This is a genomic window from Clostridium nigeriense, from assembly GCF_050585245.1.
In the GTDB taxonomy this organism is placed as follows: Bacteria; Bacillota; Clostridia; order Clostridiales; family Clostridiaceae; genus Clostridium; species Clostridium nigeriense_A.
Window position 1 is genome coordinate 326843 of record NZ_JBNOOF010000002.1, and the last position, 20164, is coordinate 347006.

Here is a 20164-nt window from a genome sequence, read left to right on the forward strand (position 1 = left end):
AGGGTTGGATAATAGGAATACTAACATAGTTTTGAAATATATTTTAAAATTCAAAACTATTAAAAAGTATTTAGGGCATGCTCTTAGTATGTCTTTTTATTTTGTGAAAATAATTACAAAATAACCCTAATAAAAAATTAGGAGGATTTATTATGAAAAAAAGAAGTAGAATTCTTTCAGTAGTTTTTGCCATGATGTTTTCTTTAGCACTATTTACAGGTTGTGGTAACACTGAAAAAACTATGACAGACAGGGAAGGTAATGAATTTACTTTACCAAACAAAATTGAAAAAATAATATCAACTGCACCATCTAATACTGAGGTATTAGTAGAACTTGGGCTTTCTGATAAACTTGTTGCTATAGATAAGTATTCAGCAGATGTGGAAGGTGTTAATACTGATTTACCACAAATAGATTTTAGAAACCCAGATGCAGAAACTTTAATATCATTAGATCCAGATATAATTATAGCATCAGGACATAATAAGACTGGAGAAGAAGATCCATTCCAATTAGTTAAGGAAGCAGGAATTCCAGTTGTATATATTCCAAGTAGTTATAGCATAGATGGGATATATGGAGATATTGAATTTATTGCAGACATAACTAACACTGAAAAACAAGGTGAAGAATTAATTAAAAATATGAAAAGTGAAGTTGAAGCTATAAAAGCAATAGGAGATACAATAACTGATAAGAAAAAGGTTTATTTTGAAATAGGTTCAGGTTCATCTTTATATAGCTTCGGAAAAGATACTTTCTTAAATGAAATGATTCAAATAATTGGAGCAGAAAATATATTTGCAAATGAGGACTCTTGGATTTCACCAACTCCAGAATCAGTAATTGATGCTAATCCAGATGTAATATTAACAAATGTTCCAGATACTAATGGAGTAAGTGCTGTTGATGATATAAAGAGCCGTGAAGGTTGGGATAGTATAACAGCAGTAAAGGAAGGTCAAGTATATAGTATAGATAAGAATTCTTCATCTAGACCTTCTCAAAATGTAATTAAAGCATTAAAGGAAATGGCTAAGGCTATTTATCCAGATGAATATAAGTAGAGATAAAAAAAATAAAACATTGATGATACTATCAATGCCACTAGTATTTATAATAATTTGTATTGGAACTTCCATAGGAAGTTCCAATATTAGCATTATGGATATTATTTCAATAATTGTACATAAGTTATTTAATATAAATCTATTAGAAGGCATTGAGGCTAAGGAAGTTTCAATAATTTGGAGTATAAGGTTACCTAGAGTATTATTAGCCTTTTCAGTTGGAGGAGCCTTAGCAGCTAGTGGAGCTGTTGTTCAATCAATTTTGAAAAATCCACTAGCATCTCCATATACACTAGGAGTATCATCAGGTGCTTCGCTAGGAGTAGGGCTTTTAGTAGTTTCTGGAGTTACTATCCCATTCATAGGAAACTTCTCTATGCCCATAGTTGGATTTTTATGTAGCTTAGCTACTATGATTATAGTTTTATTATTTGCAAGTAAAGTAGATAAAAAGTTATCAAACAATACTATTATTTTAACAGGAATGGTTTTCTCACTATTTTTCAATGCTGCCTTAACAACTTTAACAGCATTATTTACAAAGAAAATGGAATCTGTAACATTATGGCAAATGGGTTCTTTTTCTATGAGAGGTTGGAGTTATCTAAAGGCTGGAATTCCTTTTTTCTTAATTGGCATAATTGGTATTATGCTTTTTGTTAAAGAAATGGATGTATTAACTTTTGGAGAGGATCAAGCAAAGGCAATAGGAGTTGAAACAGAAAAAGTTAAAAGATATCTTTTCTTATTTGTAGCTATATTAACCGGAGCTGCTGTTGCTATAAGTGGAACTATTGGCTTCGTAGATTTAATTGCTCCACATTTAGTAAGAAAAGTTTTTGGCTCAAAACATTCTTATGTCATCCCTATGTCGGTAGTCTTCGGAGGATGTCTTATGGTTATTACAGATTTAATTTCAAGAACCATCATAGTCCCTTCAGAGTTACCAGTAGGTGCTGTAACTGCAATGATAGGTGCACCATTCTTTGCATATCTATACTTTAAAAAGTCAAAGTAGGTGATTAAATGTTAGAAGTTAAAAATTTATATTGTGGTTATAATGGAGAAGACGTAGTAAAAAATGTTAATTTTAAAGTAAACAGAGGAGAAAATATTTGTATAGTTGGTCCAAATGGATGCGGGAAAAGTACATTGCTAAAGGCTATATCAAATTTGATTACTTTTAAGGGAAGGGTATTATTAGATGGTAATGATACTAAATCATTAAAAAGAAAGGATTTAGCTATAAAAGTAGCATTAATGACTCAAAGTTCCAATATACTATTTCCATATAGCATATATGATACAGTTGCATTAGGAAGATATGCTCATTTAAATGGTGTATTTTCAAGACTAAATAAAAATGATGAAGAAATAATAAATAGTAGTTTAGATAAAGTTGGACTTTTAGATATTAAAGATAAACTTATAAGTGAATTATCTGGTGGACAGCTTCAAAGAGTATTTTTAGCTAGAGCCTTTGCTCAAGATCCAGATGTAATATTATTAGATGAGCCAACAAATCACTTAGATTTAAGATATCAAATTGAAATGTTAGATTATTTAAAGCTTTGGGCAAGAGAAAATAATAAAATAGTAGTTGCTGTACTTCATGATTTAAATCTAGTACAAAATTTTGGCGATAAGGTATTAATGCTTAAAGATGGAGTAATTAAAAATAATGGAAACACCAGAGAAGTATTAAATGGTAGTGATTTAGAAGAAGTATATGGAATAGATATAAAAGCATTTATGCTAAGAACTTTAGGTAAATGGAAATAGGAGGAGAGCTATGAGTAAAAAATTTGTAATGTCGTACAGTTGTGGAAAAGATAGTACATTAGCTTTATATAGAATGATAAGAGATGGCCATAAACCAGCTGCATTACTTATAACTGTAGATAAAAAGGCTATAAGGTCTTGGTTTCATGGAGTTCCTGAAGATTTATTACAAGAAGTATCAAAATCTTTAAATATACCATTACTTTTAGTTAAATGTGAGGGAGAAGAATATGAAGATTCTTTTAATAAAGCTTTAAGTAAAGCGAAAAATGAGCTAGGGGCAGAGATATGTGTATTTGGAGATATTGATATAGAAGCACATAGAGCATGGTGTACAGATAGATGTAATGAAGCTGAAATTGAAGCCATTTTTCCTTTATGGCAGGAAAGTAGAGAGGGATTAACTTTTGAATTTATAGATACTGGATTTAAAACAGTTATTAAAAATGTAAGGTTAGATGTATTATCTACAGATTTCTTAGGAAAACAATTAACAAAACCAGTAGTTAAAGACATAGTTGAAGCAGGTTCAGATGCTTGTGGTGAAAATGGAGAATACCATACATTTGTTTTTGATGGGCCATTATTTAAATATCCAATTAAATTCAGAGATAATGGAATTATTACTAATGAGACACATGGGTTTTTAGATATAGTAGGTGTGATTAATGAGTAAGAGTATTATGATTTTAGGAACAGCCTCTTCAGTAGGGAAAAGTACTATTGCAACAGCTTTTTGTAGGTATTTTAAAAATAAAGGTATGAAAGTTGCTCCTTTTAAAGCTCTAAATATTTCTTTGAACTCCTTTGTAACTAAGGATGGCCTTGAAATGGGAAGGGCTCAAGTAGTTCAAGCGGATGCTTGCGAATTAGAGCCAAAGGCATGGATGAATCCTATATTATTAAAACCAAGTGGAAATATGAAAACACAAGTTATAGTTAATGGTAAAGTAAAATGTAATATGGATTCATATAAGTATAAGGAGTTAAATAAGAAGTTAAAAGAAGTAGTTAAGGAAACTTATAATGAAATATCGCAATTCTTTGACATTATGATATTAGAAGGATCTGGAAGTTGTGCAGAGATAAATTTAAAAGAGAGTGATATAGCAAATATGTATATGGCTAAAGCAAGTGATTCCCAAGTTATCTTAGTAGCAGATATTGATAGGGGGGGAGTGTTTGCATCAGTTCTAGGAACTATAATGTTATTAGATGAGGATGAAAGACGTAGAGTTAAAGGTGTAATAATTAATAAGTTTAGAGGTAATATAGAATATTTTAAGCCGGCTATGAAGCAATTAGAAGATATTATAAAAATCCCTGTTCTTGGAGCTATGCCTTATTATAATTTAGATATAGAGGATGAAGATAGTGTAACGGAAAGAATAACAAATAATGGGAAAAAGAGTGGTGGATTAGATATTGTAGTAATTAGATTGCCGTATATGTCTAATTTTACAGACTTCAATTCTTTAGGTAGATTAGAAAATATATCTTTAAGATATGTAAATGAGGTTAAAGATATTGGAAATCCACATTTATTAATAATTCCAGGAAGCAAAAATACCATAGAAGATCTTAAATTTTTAAAGGAAAAAGGTATTTATAATGAAATTATTAAGTTAGAAAAAACTAATACTATAATATTTGGAATTTGTGGTGGCTATCAAATGCTTGGAGAAGTAATTGAAGATAAGTTTGGTATTGAAGGAGAAATTAGCTCTGAAAAAGGTTTTGGATTATTACCTATTAAGACTATTTTAAATAAAAAGAAAGTAACCAAACAAGCTTCTGGGAAAATCATATCTAATATACTAGAATCTATTAATGAAATTGAAGTTTCAGGTTATGAAATTCATAATGGAGAAACTACAATAAATAATAAAGATAATATGTTTATAAAATTAGATAATGGAGAAATAGCAGGGGCAATTAACAATAATGGAAATGTCTTTGGAACATATCTACATGGAATATTCGATAATGGAGATTTTTTAGTGGCTTTTGTAAAGTTATTATTAGAAAAAAATAATATAAATAATGAATGTAATGATACTATGTCTTATAATGAATATAAGAAGAATGAATTAAATAAATTAGCTAATATACTTGAAGAAAACATAGATATGTTAAAAGTTGAAGAAATTCTTAAGAAGTATTAGGAAATCTTATAAAATTCTTAATAATAAAAATTTTAAGTACAATGTAAGTTTTATATTGTAAAATAAATATATGAAAATTTTTATGTTCTAAAGGAGCTAGGAGGAGTTTTTATGGGTAATATTTTTAAGAGGTTTATGTTAAAGTATAGGTTAGAAGAAATTAAGTGGATAGACTTGATTTGGCTTTTAATTTTACCAGTAATAAATATAAATTATGTAATATCTAATACATTATCTCAAAATGGTAAAAACCTAGCTTTAATGTTAGATAAAGAAATTCCTTTTGTATCCTTATTTGTATTCCCTTATGTATATTGGTATATTTATATTTTTATTGGGTTAATATTTATTTTATCTAAGGATAGAAAAAGATATTTAAGAACTCTTATGGCAATTTATATTGGAATGTGTATATGTTATGTCTTTTACTACTTATATCCAGTAGAGATATCAAGACCGGTAATTGATAACAATACAATAGCAAATAAGATTGTAAATATAATTTATGAAAATGATAGACCTGTTAATTGCTTTCCTTCAATTCATGTATTAAATACCTATATAATTATGAGGTTTACAAAAGTTAAGGATAATAAATCTTGGTTTTATTATACAAATATAATTGGGATATTAATAATGCTATCAACATTATTTATAAAGCAACATTTTATATTAGATGGAGTTGTAGCAATAATTTTAGCAGAGGTAGTTATATTAATAGCTAAAAAAGTTGAAGATAAATATATAAAGCAGATATTAGGTTTACCGTATAAACTTTTAGATAGAATTAAGGAAAGTAAGGACATTACAATTAGCTAAAATGGTTAATAGTTTGATTATGAGATATCATTATAAAGTAAGTAAAAGATAAGGGGGTATTGAGATTTACTCTCATCTTTCACATTTTATTAACAAAATTAAAATAAATTTTAATAAAAACTATTTACAACGGATAATAATTATTATATGATAAACACATCAAAGGAAATAATTTAAATAAATGATGTGGAAATTAGGAGGAGTTTAATTATGAAAAAATTTGTTTGTACAATATGTGGATATGTTTATGAAGGAGAAATGGCACCAGCACAATGTCCAATATGTAAAGCTGGAGCTGATAAGTTCATTGAACAAACAGGAGATTTAAGTTGGGCAGATGAACATAGAGTTGGAGTTGCTAAAGATGTAGATCCAAGAATTATGGAAGGATTACAAGCTAACTTCATGGGTGAATGTACAGAAGTAGGAATGTACTTAGCAATGTCAAGACAAGCTGATAGAGAAGGATATCCAGAAGTTGCTGAAGCTTACAAGAGAATAGCTTTCGAAGAAGCAGAACATGCTGCAAAATTTGCAGAACTTATAGGAGAAGTTGTAGTTGCAGATACAAAAGCTAACTTACAAGCTAGAGTTGATGCAGAACACGGTGCTTGCCAAGGTAAGAAGGATTTAGCTACATTAGCTAAACAATTAAATTTAGATGCAATCCATGACACAGTTCATGAAATGTGTAAAGATGAAGCAAGACATGGACAAGCATTCAAAGGTTTATTAGATAGATATTTTGGACAAAACTAATAAATATATAGATAAAGGTTTAGTACAAGCTGTACTAAACCTTTTATTTTTACTCGAATTAAATTTAATAATGATAAAGATATAAATTTATTCACATAGTGTTAACAGAAATTATATATCAATGAAATTTACATATGATATAATGAAAATATTAAATTTCAAAGAGGAGAGAGAAAAAGATATGAAAATCAAAAAAATATCAGCGCTTTTAGCAGCCGTAGTTTTAACAGTTGGATTAGCAGGATGCACAAGTGGAACACAATTACCAGAAGGTGATGTTAAGATAGTAAATCAAGAAGTACAAGGAGTAGTTGAATTGCTTTTAGAATCGTCTAATTATGGTAATGATAAGAGTACGGTAGCATCAATGGTATTACCAAAGGACTCACAATATAATATCCACTTATTTGCTGAAAAGTATTCAAATGGTGATTTAGTAGAAACTAATGAGATAGCTAATTATTCTACAGATACTATAGAAAAAGATTCAATAATTCATATTGTTATTAATACAGCTAAGATTAATGATGGTGAAGCTGATAAATCCATATATTCCATAGCAGAAGTAGATAAGGAAAATACAGAAGATAGTAGTAATCCTGAATATAAGGTAAGTAAATTTTATGGAGAAGCTTTAGATTTTGATGGTAAATCGGCTTTAACTCAAGTTGGTAAAAACTTAGATGAAGATGTAGCATTAGTTGGATTAGTTAAATTCAAAGAAGAGGATAATGAAAAAAATACAATTAACTTAGATTCATACAAAGATGAAGTTGGTAAATATTCAGAAGTAACTATAATAAAGGCGAAAGTTACTAAAAAGTAACTTAAGTATTAGACATATAAATCAGTCCATTAGAAAAATAAAATTTGATATAATTATTATAAATTTGTATAATTGTAATGAATTATAGTAAATGGAGTGAATAACAATATGAGATTAAGAAAAAAACCATGGGCTAGACCAGAATTAGAAGCATGTAATTTCTTTATAATAAATCCAAGCCAATATAAAGGAAAGTGGAGAGAAACTTTCAATAATAATAATCCAATATATTTAGAACTTGGATGTGGAAAAGGAACATTTATAGCTGTTCATGGATCAGAAAATCCTGATATTAATTATCTAGCTATAGATATAAAGGATGAAGTTCTAGTTTTAGCTAAGAGAAATATAGAAAAAGCATATGATGAAAAAGGTTTAGAAGTAAAGAACTTAAAGTTCATGGCTCAAGAAATTTCTTTGATTAATGATGTATTTAGTGAGGAAGACATAGTAGATAGAATATATATTAATTTTTGCAATCCTTGGCCAAAGAAAAAACATAAAAAAAGAAGACTTACGCATACTAAGCAATTAGAAAAGTATAAACAATTTTTAGCTAAGGGTGCTAAGATTTATTTTAAAACTGATGATGATGATTTATTTAATGAATCATTAGAATACTTTAAAGAGTCTGGTTTTGAAATTGAATATATTACTTATGATTTACATAAAAGTGATTTTGAAGGTAATGTAAGAACTGAACATGAAAATATGTTTAGTGAACAAGGCATTAATATTAAATTCTTAATAGCAAAAAGATAATAATTAAGAACGGAGCGACAGAATAAAAATTCATAATTCCGAGGAATGAGGAATTATTACCTTGAGTTTGTAGAAGTAAATATGTTATGTTAGGGCAACTTGGAGCTTGCGACGGAGCCACTAATATAACATATTTACTTCTTTTTTATTTTTTAGGAAATTATAAAGAGGTTACCCTGTGAATAACCTTTTATAATTTCCTTCCTTCAGCTCTGAAGTGCTTCTATTAATTTTGCGATGACTTGGAGCTTGTGACGGAATAAGCAAAATTATATAGAAGTACTTTTTTACTTATTCTTTAATTTGCATATTAATTCTAAGGTGTTTAAGAAAATATCTACTTCTCTTATTGAATTATATACTCCAAAACTTGCTCTAACCATTCCGGGCATTTTACAAGTTGAATCTACTAAATGTCTACTAGCTTCTTCGTCATTTATCTTTAGCAATCTTTTTACATATGGATGAGCACAAAAAGCGCCCTGTCTAACGGCGATTGCTCTGAGTGATGCTAATAATTTAGCAGTTTCTGCATGATATATATCTTTAATGTTAAAAACTACTATTCCAAGCCTGTCATCTATATTAATATTATCTCCATAATTAATTATATCCGTTATTGAATTTAAACCTTTAATAGTATGATCTAATAGTATTTTTTCATTTTTTTCTATAGTTTCATAGCCGATAGTATTAAGAGCTTTCATTGATTCTACTAAGGCTATAGCACCAAAGAAATTAGGGCTTCCTGCTTCATCTTTTTCAGGGGGTGGTAGAAAAACTTCAGAATCATCTAAAACAGTCTCAACAGTACCTCCACCTTTAAGATCGGAGTCAAGTCTTTCAAATTCTTCTTTTAGGCCAATTATTGCACCACTTCCAAAGGGAGCATACATCTTGTGGGCTGAAAAAACTAAATAATCGATTAAAGTTTTAGTAAAATCTATTTTCTTATGGGCTACAATTTGAGCACCATCTATAATTAATTTAGCATTATATTTATGAACAATCTTAGATATATAAGATAAGTCGTTAAGATATCCGGTAACATTTGAAGCGGCAGTAATTGTAACATATTTTACTAAGCCATGATATTTTTCAAGTAAGTATTCTAGCTCATCTAGCTTTAACCTACCAAGTTCATCTACTTCTATATATTTCAAGTTACATTTTCCACGCCAAGGTAAATCATTAGAATGGTGTTCCATTCTAGTTGTTATTACAATATTATCTTTATCTTCAATTAGCATATTAGATAATCTATTTATACCCTCAGTAGTATTATTTACAAATATAACTGTGTATTTCTCTTTTGAAGCCTTAAAAAAATCGAGAATATAATTTCTAGAGTCTAGATAAATCTTTGTTGAATACTCAGATTTTTGACCTAGTCCTCTACCTATGGCTCCATATAATTCACAAGCTTTTGTTATACTGTCAAGAACACTTCTAAAGACAGGAGTTGTAGCAGCATTATCAAAATTTATTGATTCTATTTTATTATTGTTTAAAATTGGAACTTTTTTATCAAGGCCTATAAATAGATGTCTAAAAGAATTATTTGTTAAATCATTCATAGAAAAACCTCCCTTTATATATTATTCAGTTAACTAAATTAAGGTGATAATAAGATTGTTCTAATGCCCTTCCATAGAACATATATAAATATATAGCATATACTTATAATGAAATATTTTTTGGAGGAAATATATGTATTATAATAACCTAAATAGGCAACAAGAATACGATGATTTAAAATTTATGCCTTTAAATATAAGGGAACCATTTTTAGATAAAGATTCAAGCTGGTTTCCTATTATAGATATGGCTTTGCCTAACTTTAGTGAACTTTCTAATAATTTTTTATTGGGCTTTGCAACTCCTGTTGATAATTCTAATTTAGAGGGAAATTCATTAAAAACTTTAGATTTTATTCAAAATAATAATTTGAATGTACCAAATGCACAAAATAATCAATCAGCTGAGGAGTTTACTAAGGATTTTAATTTGGAATATCCATCTGAAACACTATCAGAAGAACTATATTCATATAATAAAGAATGTAAATCAATAAACAATTCTGGTAGTAATATGAATATGCAAAATACAAATATGCAAAATACAAATATGCAAAATACGAATAAGCAAAATATGAATAATAATAAGGACAATCAAGATGAGCCAATCCATATGAATTTATTAAGAAATTTTAACTTTGAATGCTATTTAGATAACTCATACAGAGGAGAGTCAAGTAGTCAAATGGAGGAAATAGATAGAATATTTAATGTAATAAAAGGTGATAATTCTATTGTTGAAACCTTTAAAGCTTACAATATTCCAAAACCTATTTCGAATTTAATTATTAAAAAAGTAATTAAAATAACATTAGAAAATTCAAGGTCTAAGTGGGAGGAATAAAGATGCTATTTCGTCAAAACATGCCTAACTTACAAAGTAAAATAAGATTTTTACATGCAATTCCAACTATGCAAGCTGTTGATGTTTACTTAAGTGGGTCATTATTTGGAAGAAACGTAGCTTTTTCGGATATTACCTGCTATGAAAATATATCATCAGGAAATTATGAACTTCAATTATATAAAACGGGTACTTATGATAATCCATTAATAAGTAAGGAGATTGATATTCTTCCGAATACTGATTCAACTGTAAATTTAGTAACTTTAAGTGGAGAATTATATGCTTTAACGTTAAATGATGCGACTGGTAAGGGTGGGTTAGCAAATTGCTTTTTAAGATTTATGAATTTATCTCCTAATGCGCCTTTATTAACATTATCATTATCTAATGATACTTCTCTTTTTAGTAATGTTGAGTATTTAGAAACTACAGGATATTATGCTTTATCCCCAGCAATATATGATTTTAAAGTAAGTTTTTCATCTTTATCTGGATTATATAAATTTATTAGTAATAAAACTTTAACCAATGGAAAATTTTATACTATATATATAATTGGTTTATTAAATAAGCAACCTGAACTAGGATATTTGATGGTAGAAGATGGAATATAATAAGCGATGAGCAGTAGAAGAAAATATGTTATGGTAGGGCGACTTGGAGCTTGTGACGGAGCAACTAATATAACATATTTGCTTCTTTTTTACTTTTGAGGAAATTATAAAAATGTTATTATGTGAAAAACTTTTATAATTTCCTTCCTGTATCTTTGAAGTGCTTCTATTAATTTTGCGATGACTTGGAACGGATGCGAAGGAATAAGCAAAGTTATATAGAAGTACTTTTTTAGTGAGCATATATGTGACTTAATATAATGGTAAATATACCAAGAAAAATTGAGAATAAATAAGTCTTGTGATACTTATATTCTCTAGCAGTTGGAATAAGTTCAGCAAAGGAAATATAAAGCATTATACCTGCAACTAAAGCAAAGACTATAGATAGAATAGTTTCGTTTATATAAGGTCTTAGAAATAAAAATGCAATAAATGCGCCAAGGGGTTCTGCTAGACCAGAGTAAAGAGTATATTTAAAGGCTTTGAATTTATTTTTAGTTGAATAATAAATTGGCATAGCTATTGATATTCCTTCAGGAATATTATGAAGGGCTATTGCAAGAGCTATGGATATACCTAAAGATGTATTTTCATATCCAGAAACAAAGGTAGCTATACCTTCAGGAAAATTATGTATCATTAGGGCAATCATTGATACAAATCCAACCCTATATAATTTGTCAGGTGAATTACAATTATATCCTTGTGGCTCAGTAGGTACAAATTGATCTATAAGTAATGCCATTAAAGCACCTATAAGTAAAAATAATAATGAGTATACCACTCCTTTAAAGTTACCATTATATTTACTTAAGGTTTCTTCTGCAGATATAAAAAGATCAGTAAAAGAAACAGTTATCATTACTCCTGCTGAATAGGATAAAGCAAATGTTATTAATTTCTTATTTTCAGTTTTAGAAAAAAATAATATAAAGGCTCCTAGTACAGTAGAAAGACCTGCAATCAGTGAAAGTATAAGTGGAATAAAAGATTGATGTGATATCATAATATTTCTCCTCATAAAGTATTAAATATATTTATAAATATATTTAAATAAAAAAATACTATGCAAAGCAAATGAAATTTTATAATATATAGTAGAATAAATATATCAAAATTAGGAGATGAATATGTGGTTATATAAAATAGAGGAAAAGATAATAATGATTCCAATTATTATAAAGACTTTTTTTCTTAATATTAAGAGTAAAAAAAATAATTTTAAAAGTTATAAATATGGAGAGAATATTAAGCAATATTATAGGGTATATGAAGGAGATTTAAAGAAACCTACAATTGTATTTGTACATGGGGGAGGATGGTGGCATGGTAGCCCTAAAACCTCTAGTTTTATCGGAAAGTTTTTTAATGATTTAGGATATAATGTTGTAGTTCCTGCATATAGATTAGTTCCATTATATAAATATCCAACTCAGATTAATGATGTGTTTACAGCAGTTAAGGATTATTTGCAGAAGTATAATAATACAAAAGAACTTATTGTAATTGGATTTTCAGCTGGAGGAGAGCTTTCTACTAATTTAGTTTTTAATAAAATTAAGCAAAAAGAATTTGGAATAAATAGGAGTATTTTCAAAGGATTAATTACTTTATCAGGAGTTTTAGATTTTAATAAATGTACTTCTAAGCATTCAAAAACTTTAATTGAAAATTATGTAGGTTTTGAAAATGAAATAGAGAAATTTAATCCAATTGATCTAGTTAATGAAAATGTTGATGTTAAAGTCTTATCTTTGCATGGAGATAGAGATACTTTAATTAATAAGGAAAACTCCATAAGTTTTGTAGAAAGAATAAAAAAATATAATGGAAGTGCTAGATTAAGCATATTAACTGGAAAGCATCACTCTGATATTATATCTTTATTCATAAATAAAGGAGAAAAGGGATCTAAAGAAATTTTAGATTTTATAGAAGAAGTATGGAAGCAGTAAAAAGAAGAAATTATTTAATAGATAATTTAAAAGTAGTATTAATATTTTTTGTTGTATTTGGTCACGTAATAGAATATTACATAAAGGATAATAGTATTCTTAGAATAATATATGTATTTATTTATATTTTTCATATGCCACTTTTCGTATTTATTTCAGGGTATCTTTCTAAAAATTTTTATAGAATGAAAAGAAAGGCTATAAAAAATTTATTAATACCTTATATAATTTTTAATATGATTTGGTACACTGCAGTTTATATTGGGACTAAAGAAAATATGTTTTCATTGCTTTTACCAGGATGGACTCTCTGGTATTTATTAAGTCTCTTCTTTTGGAGAATATCTTTAAAATATATAGTTAGGTTTAAATATGTATTATTATTTAGCTTTTTTATAGGAATACTAGTAGGGGTAGTACCAAGTGTAGGAAGTTTTTTATCAATTTCAAGGACGATAGTTTTTTTACCATTTTTTCTATTAGGTTATTATACTAAAGAAGAACATTTAACAAAGATAAAAAGAGTTAATAAATCCTTAGCTATTATAGGAATATTAATATTTTTATTTTTAGCATTATATATTGTTAAAATGGATTTATTTGATTATAAATTCTTATACTATTCTTATTCTTTTAGTGCTTTAGAAGTTTCTTTAATAAGTGGTGTTATTTTTAGGGGAATATTATATATATCTTCAATTATTTTTGGAGTTTGTGTTATATCAATAGTTCCTGAGAAAAAGCAAGTTTATTCTAGTTTAGGTAAAGCTACTATGAATATATATGTTTTTCATATTTACTTAGTTATGTTAATTTACTTCTTTATACCTAAGTGGAATATAGGAATTATTCAAAATATATTAATTTTATTAAGTCCATTTCTGATTATTTATATTTTATCTAGAAAAAAAGTAAATAAGGTTTATGATGGAATATTTTATCCTGTTAATATAAGTATTGATACAGGAAAAAGTTCTTATAAAAAATTTAGAAAAACAAAAAATAGATAAAATTTATTAAGCTTACTAATATATTAGTGAGCTTTTTACATTTTTCAATATTTACAAATGAATACTTTTATACTATACTAGTGTATATACACTAGTTAGGGGGAGTATTTATGGAAAGTAGAGAAAAAATTAGAAAGATGGTATTTGCAGCTGTGTTAACAGCTATTGCTATTATAATTCCAACTCAATTTGGATTTTTAAAAATAACTATAGGTCCATTTACAGCAACAATTGCATCACATGTACCTATGTTTTTAGCAATGCTAATATCACCATCAGTAGCAATATTTGTAGGATTAGGTTCAGCACTTGGATTTTTTATAACAACGCCACTAGTTGTAGCAGCTAGAGCTGCTATGCATATAGTAGTTGGATTTGTTGGAGCATTAATAATTAACAAGGATAAAGATTTTAAAAAAGCCATTTTATTTACAGCGCCTATTCATGGAATTTTAGAAGGACTAATAGTTATTCCATTTGGATTTTCAGTTTATCAATTTGTAGTAGTTGTTGCAGTGGGAACTATTATTCATCATTTTGTAGATGGAGCAATATCATACGCATTAGCTAATGCATTAGCAAAGGCTAGAAGAAAAAATCTTTATGAAGTATTTACAAGTGAAGCAATATAGTAAATAACATATTCAAGGGTCTGTCTAGTTGACAGGCTTTTTTTCTTTCTTTAGGAAATTAGTATACTTTCTAGTTATTTTAAAGTTAAAGTGATATAATTTAAAATTAATGGAAATGATTAGAGTATAAAAAAGTTTGGAGGAAGAAATATGGAGAATACATCACTTATACTAGAAGGTGGAGGAATGAGGGGAGTTTACTCTGCTGGAGTTTTAGATTTGTTATTAGATAAAAATATAGATATTAAATATTGTATAGGAGTATCAGCAGGTGCATGTAATTGTGTTTCTTATATTTCAAAGCAAAAGAAAAGAAATTATAGAGTTAATATAAATTATATTAATGATAAAAGATACTTAAGTTTTAGAAACTTAATTAAGACAGGTTCTGCTTTTGGTATGGATATGCTTTTTAATAAAATACCAAATGAATTAGAGCCTTTTGATCATGAAACATTTAAAAAATCAGGAACAAAATTTTTGGTAGGAGTTACTAATTGTGAAACAGGATTACCTGAATTTTATAATATAAAAGATTTTAATGAAGATGGATATGATTCATTAAAAGCTTCTATATCATTACCTTTAGTTGCAAGTATAATAGATTATGATAATAAAAAGTTTTTGGATGGTGGTATTTCAGCTCCAATTCCAATTCAAAAAGCTATAGATGATGGGGTAAAGAAACATATAGTCATTTTAACTCAACATAAGGGGTATAAGAAAAGTAGAAGTAAAATAATGCCTGTAATTAAAAGAAAATATAAAAATTATCCTAGTTTAATAGATACAATAGAAAATAGATATAAAATATATAATGATACATTAGAAATGCTAGATAAATTAGAGAAAGAAGGAAGATGTTTTGTTATAAGACCTAGTAGTCCTCTTGAAGTAGGAAAGTTTGAAAGAAATAAGATTAAATTGGAAGAAATATATGATAAGGGATATGAAGATGCTAAAGCGCTTTCAGAAGATTTAATAAAGTTTATAAATAGTTAAAAGATTGGAGGTACTTAAATGAGAATATTTCATATGGGAGATTGGCATATAGGAAAACTTGTAAATGGATTTTATATGACTGAGGATCAAAAATATGTTATAGAACAAGTTTACAAGGCAATAGAAGAAAAGAAACCAGATGTAGTAATAATTGCAGGAGATTTATACGATAGATCAATTCCTCCAGTTCAAGCTGTTGAATTATTAAATGAAACATTAAGAAAAATAGTTAAGGATTTAAATACTAAAGTAATAGCATTAGCAGGGAATCATGATAGTAATGAAAGAATAGAATTTGCTAGTTCACTGTTATATGATAGTGGACTATATATAGTTGGTAATTTAAAAAATAAAATAGATAAAATAACTTTAGAAGACGAAAGTGGAAAAGTTAATTTTTATCCAATACCATATGCAGATGTTCCCTATGTTAGAGACTTATATGAAGATGAAAATATAAAGACATATGATTTAGCAATGGAAAGAATAGTTTCAGAAATACATAAGGATTTTAATGATGATGAAAGAAATGTTGCTATAGCTCATGGATATGTTACTAAAATAAAAGATGATGATTATGAATTATTAGAAGAAAGTGATTCAGAAAAGCCTTTATCAATTGGTGGAACTGACTATATTAATTCTAAGCATTTTGAAAAGTTTAATTATACTGCCCTTGGGCACTTACATGGTCCTCAGAAGGTAGGCTTTGATAAAATAAGATACTCTGGTTCTCTTATGAAATATTCTTTTTCAGAAGTAAATCAAAGAAAAGGAATAACTATAGTAGACTTAGATAAAGATGGAAATATCCATATTGAAATTTATGATTTAAATCCAAGAAGAGATTTTAGAATAAAAATAGGAACTTTAGAGGAAGTATTAAACTCTTATGATAAAGATAAAGAAAATAATGAAGATTACATTAAGGTTATATTAAAGGATAAGGGTGAGCTTTTAGATCCAATGGCAAAGATTAGAGCAGTGTATCCAAATGTTATGGAACTTACAAGGGAAGAAAGGGCTATAAGAGGAGGAAGTAGAAGTATAGCTACTAATATTAAAGAAAGGTCTAAGCTTTCTTTATTTAAAAGCTTTTATAAAGATATAATGGACGAAGATTGTGAAGAAGAAGAATTAAATATAATGGAAAGAGTTATGGAATCAGCAGAAAGGGGAGTTGAATAATATGAAGATTAAAAAGCTTATAATTTCAGCCTTTGGACCCTATGCTGAAAGACAAGAATTAGACTTTGAAATTAATCTTGACGGAAAGAATATGTTTGTTATAACTGGTAATACAGGAGCTGGAAAAACTACTATATTTGATGCTATAAACTTTGCACTATATGGAGAAGCAAGTGGAAGTGAAAGAGAAGGAAAGTCTTTGAGAAGCGATTTTGCTGATCCAACTACTCCAACTGAAGTGGAACTTTGGTTTTCGCTAAGGGGAAAAGAGCATTATATAAAAAGATCACCACAATATTTTAGAGCAAAACAAAGAGGGGAAGGCTTTACTGAGAGTAAGCCTTATGCAGAAATTAAGTTAGAAGGTAAGACAGTTTCAGGGCCAAAAGAAGTTACAAGATTAGTAGAAGAAATATTAGGAATAACTTGTGAACAATTTAAGCAATTAGTTATGATTCCTCAAGGAGAGTTTAAAAAGTTATTAAATTCTGATAGTGATAAGAAAGAAGAGATATTTAGAAAAATATTTGGAACTAAAATATTTTCAGATATCCAACAAAATATTAAACTAGAAGCAAATAACCTAAAGAAATCTATAGAAGTAGTTCAAAGAGATAGAGGAAATAGAATTAGATCTTTTAGTTGTAGAAATGATGATGAAAATCTAATTAACATAATAAATAATAAGGACTTGAATATTGATTTAATTATGGAGATGTTTAAAATTTCTATAATTAAAGATAAAGAAGAGGAAGAGATATTAAAGGAAAGATTAAATGTAATTAACAATGAAATTAATAATATCTCTAAAGAATTAGTATTAGCTAGAGAAGCAAATAAAAAATTAGAGGACTTAGAAAAATATAAAGCTGAGCTTGAAAAGTTAAATTTATTAAGGGATGAATATAAATCTAAAGAAGAAAAATTAAAGTTAGGTAAAAAGGCACAAACAGCCTTAGCTTTTGAAGAAAAATACGAAGAAAAGAAAAAATCTCTTAATAGGGTAAACGAATCTTTAAAGATTTGTGAAGCTAATTTATTAAAATATAAAGAAGACCTAGAGAAGGCAGATTTAAAGTTTAAAGAGGAAAGTAATAAAGAGCCTTTAAAAAATCAGTTAATTAAGAATATAGATGAAATAGAAAAATTAAAAGAAAAATCTTTAAATTATTTATCTAATAAAGAAAAACTAGAGTTATTGAAATCTAAATCTAAAAATGTTAGTGAAAGAATTATTGTTATTAATAAGACTATAGAGGAAAATTCTATTACAATTAAACTTTTGGCTGAAGAATTAGAAAAGATAAATAAACTAAAAGAAGATGTTAATAAACTTAAAATAGACGAAATTAATTATAATAGTAGAGAAGAAAAACTAAATAAGCTTAGACTATCTTTAGATAAGTGCATAAAAGAATTACTAAGGCATGAAAAAGGAAGTAATTATTATGAAATAGCTAATAAGGATTACTTAGATAAGAAAGCAAATTATGAAAAATTAGAAGATATATTTAGAAGAAATGTAGCAGGGATATTAGCAAAAGAATTAAAAGAAGGTGAGTGTTGTCCAGTTTGTGGATCAGCTAATCATCCATCACTAGCAGTTCTTGAAGTTGATAGTATAAATGAAGAGGCTGTAAAAGAGGCAAAGTTAAAAACAGAAGAATCGTATAATACTAGAGAAAAATACTATAGGGAACTTACCAAAATTAAGGCAGAAATAGATTCTCTAAAAAATGATTATATTAAGCCTTTATTTACCGAAATATTTAATGATGATAATATTGAAGATTTAAATATTTGTCTTGAAAAGGTTAATGAAAATATAAGATTAAATAATGAAGAATTAAATAAAGTAAAGAATAAAAAAAATGAGATTGAGAAAGAAGTATTAAAAGAAGTAGAAAAGAATAAGAAAAAGCAGGATGTTGAAAAGTATAATGAAACATTAAGATCTGAATTAGAAGCTAAAAATAATGATCTTGTTATTATACAGGGGGAAGTTAAGTCCCAAGAAGCTAATTTAGATAATATAATAAAGGAATTTAATGGTGAAATTAAAACTGTAGATGTTTTAGAGAAAGAAGAAATAGAGATTAATAAAACATTAGATAAGTTAAAAGAAGATTACGTTAAGGCTGAAAAGTATTTTAACGATACAAAAACTATATTTGATAAAGAAAATGGTAATAAGGTTTCTTTAGAATCTATGTTAAAAACTTCAGAAGAAGAATTAAATATATCAGTAGAAGAATTTAAAAATAAGGTAATTGAATTAGGCTTCGATGGATATAAAGATTATTCGGAAAGTAAACTTACAGGAGAAGCACTTGAGATACTTGAGAATAATATAAATCAATATAACATTAAGTTATCTAATGCAGAAAAAATTTATAATATTTCAAGAGAAGGATGTAAAGATTTAAAAATTGTAGATATTAATTCTATTGAAGAATTATTAAGATTAAAAAATAATGAGAAGAATAAAGAGGAACTAATAGAAAAAGATATTTATTTAAGATTAAATCAAAATAGCAAAATCTTTGAAGATTGTAAAAAGTTCAATGAATCAATAGAAGCTGATGAAGAAAAATACATGACTGTTGGGAAATTAGCTAAGATAATTAATGGTGATAATCCAAGAAAAATTAGCTTTGAAAGATATGTCTTAGCTGCTTATTTTGAAGATATTATTGATGCAGCTAATATAAGATTTTCTCAAATGACTTGTAATAGATTTGAACTTTTAAGGAAAGAAGAACTAGGAGATAAAAGAAAAGGGCAAGGTTTAGATCTTGAAGTATTTGATAATTACACAGGAAAATCTAGAGATGTAAAAACTCTATCAGGGGGAGAATCCTTTAAGGCATCATTATCAATGGCATTAGGATTATCTGACGTTGTACAAAGATACTCTGGTGGAATACAGTTAGATACTATGTTTATAGATGAGGGCTTTGGTACCTTAGACCCAGAATCTTTAGATGCAGCCATTGAATGTTTAGTTGGACTTCAAGATGATGGAAGGGTAGTTGGCGTAATTTCTCACGTTCAAGAATTAAAAGATAGAATAGATGTTAAGTTAGAAGTAGTCTCAACAAATAAAGGAAGTAAAGCTATTTTTAAAGTTTAAATAAAAAAATATTTAGA

At 27.4% G+C, this 20164-nt stretch carries 19 protein-coding genes; 17 read left to right on the forward strand and 2 right to left on the reverse strand.

Annotated features, from left to right (window positions below; genetic code table 11):
• Nucleotides 1-152: 152 nt before the first annotated feature.
• The 9 genes from ACQPUY_RS04880 (at nt 153) to trmB (ending at nt 8186) form a co-directional block, all read left to right on the forward strand.
• On the forward strand, nt 153-1070 hold the full coding sequence (locus tag ACQPUY_RS04880; RefSeq protein WP_430839834.1) for an ABC transporter substrate-binding protein: 918 nt from the start codon (nt 153-155) through the stop codon (nt 1068-1070).
• On the forward strand, nt 1057-2091 hold the full coding sequence (locus ACQPUY_RS04885) for a FecCD family ABC transporter permease (RefSeq protein WP_430839836.1): 1035 nt from the start codon (nt 1057-1059) through the stop codon (nt 2089-2091). Before ACQPUY_RS04880 ends, ACQPUY_RS04885 begins: the two co-directional genes overlap by 14 nt.
• Before the next feature lie 8 nt (nt 2092-2099).
• Nucleotides 2100-2855: an ABC transporter ATP-binding protein gene (locus tag ACQPUY_RS04890; RefSeq protein ID WP_430839838.1), complete on the forward strand. Its 756-nt coding sequence runs from the start codon at nt 2100-2102 to the stop codon at nt 2853-2855.
• Nucleotides 2856-2865: 10 nt separating this feature from the next.
• Entirely contained in the window at nt 2866-3531 is a 666-nt protein-coding gene (locus ACQPUY_RS04895) for a diphthine--ammonia ligase (RefSeq protein ID WP_430839840.1), read from the forward strand.
• Nucleotides 3524-5020, forward strand: a complete 1497-nt coding sequence (locus ACQPUY_RS04900; protein ID WP_430839841.1) for a cobyric acid synthase — start codon at nt 3524-3526, stop codon at nt 5018-5020. Before ACQPUY_RS04895 ends, ACQPUY_RS04900 begins: the two co-directional genes overlap by 8 nt.
• Before the next feature lie 111 nt (nt 5021-5131).
• Nucleotides 5132-5839, forward strand: coding sequence for a phosphatase PAP2 family protein (locus ACQPUY_RS04905; RefSeq protein WP_430839843.1), 708 nt, complete (start codon nt 5132-5134; stop codon nt 5837-5839).
• Between the two features lie 210 nt (nt 5840-6049).
• Nucleotides 6050-6598 carry an NADH peroxidase gene (locus tag ACQPUY_RS04910; RefSeq protein WP_430839845.1) on the forward strand — a complete coding sequence of 183 codons (549 nt, stop codon included), beginning with the start codon at nt 6050-6052 and terminating at the stop codon, nt 6596-6598.
• A 181-nt stretch (nt 6599-6779) separates the two neighbouring features.
• Nucleotides 6780-7424, forward strand: coding sequence for a hypothetical protein (locus ACQPUY_RS04915; RefSeq protein WP_430839847.1), 645 nt, complete (start codon nt 6780-6782; stop codon nt 7422-7424).
• Nucleotides 7425-7532: 108 nt separating this feature from the next.
• On the forward strand, nt 7533-8186 hold the full coding sequence (trmB, locus tag ACQPUY_RS04920; protein ID WP_430839848.1) for a tRNA (guanosine(46)-N7)-methyltransferase TrmB: 654 nt from the start codon (nt 7533-7535) through the stop codon (nt 8184-8186).
• Between the two features lie 287 nt (nt 8187-8473).
• Here the strand turns inward: trmB and ACQPUY_RS04925 are convergent, their stop codons facing one another.
• Entirely contained in the window at nt 8474-9763 is a 1290-nt protein-coding gene (locus tag ACQPUY_RS04925; protein ID WP_430839850.1) for an aminotransferase class V-fold PLP-dependent enzyme, read from the reverse strand.
• A gap of 133 nt (nt 9764-9896) precedes the next feature.
• Between ACQPUY_RS04925 and ACQPUY_RS04930 the strand changes: the two genes are divergently transcribed.
• Together ACQPUY_RS04930 and ACQPUY_RS04935 are read left to right on the forward strand one after the other, a co-directional pair.
• Nucleotides 9897-10607 carry a hypothetical protein gene (locus ACQPUY_RS04930; protein ID WP_430839852.1) on the forward strand — a complete coding sequence of 237 codons (711 nt, stop codon included), beginning with the start codon at nt 9897-9899 and terminating at the stop codon, nt 10605-10607.
• 2 nt (nt 10608-10609) lie between these two features.
• Complete coding sequence (locus ACQPUY_RS04935) at nt 10610-11224, forward strand: DUF4397 domain-containing protein (protein ID WP_430839854.1); 615 nt, start codon at nt 10610-10612, stop codon at nt 11222-11224.
• A gap of 232 nt (nt 11225-11456) precedes the next feature.
• Here the strand turns inward: ACQPUY_RS04935 and zupT are convergent, their stop codons facing one another.
• Nucleotides 11457-12233 (reverse strand): zinc transporter ZupT, encoded by a 777-nt coding sequence (gene zupT / locus ACQPUY_RS04940; RefSeq protein ID WP_430839855.1) that lies wholly within the window; start codon nt 12231-12233, stop codon nt 11457-11459.
• Nucleotides 12234-12357: 124 nt separating this feature from the next.
• Between zupT and ACQPUY_RS04945 the strand changes: the two genes are divergently transcribed.
• From ACQPUY_RS04945 to ACQPUY_RS04970, 6 genes are all read left to right on the forward strand, one after another.
• The gene (locus tag ACQPUY_RS04945; RefSeq protein WP_430839857.1) at nt 12358-13182 is read left to right on the forward strand and encodes an alpha/beta hydrolase; all 825 of its coding nucleotides are present in this window, start codon (nt 12358-12360) and stop codon (nt 13180-13182) included.
• Nucleotides 13170-14192 (forward strand): acyltransferase family protein, encoded by a 1023-nt coding sequence (locus ACQPUY_RS04950; protein ID WP_430839858.1) that lies wholly within the window; start codon nt 13170-13172, stop codon nt 14190-14192. Before ACQPUY_RS04945 ends, ACQPUY_RS04950 begins: the two co-directional genes overlap by 13 nt.
• 110 nt (nt 14193-14302) lie before the next feature.
• Nucleotides 14303-14824, forward strand: a complete 522-nt coding sequence (locus tag ACQPUY_RS04955; RefSeq protein WP_430839860.1) for an ECF transporter S component — start codon at nt 14303-14305, stop codon at nt 14822-14824.
• Nucleotides 14825-14974: 150 nt separating this feature from the next.
• Entirely contained in the window at nt 14975-15826 is an 852-nt protein-coding gene (locus ACQPUY_RS04960) for a patatin-like phospholipase family protein (protein WP_430839862.1), read from the forward strand.
• An 18-nt stretch (nt 15827-15844) separates the two neighbouring features.
• Nucleotides 15845-17014, forward strand: a complete 1170-nt coding sequence (locus ACQPUY_RS04965) for an exonuclease SbcCD subunit D (protein WP_430839864.1) — start codon at nt 15845-15847, stop codon at nt 17012-17014.
• A gap of 1 nt (nt 17015) precedes the next feature.
• On the forward strand, nt 17016-20147 hold the full coding sequence (locus ACQPUY_RS04970) for an AAA family ATPase (RefSeq protein WP_430839866.1): 3132 nt from the start codon (nt 17016-17018) through the stop codon (nt 20145-20147).
• Nucleotides 20148-20164 lie beyond the last annotated feature (17 nt).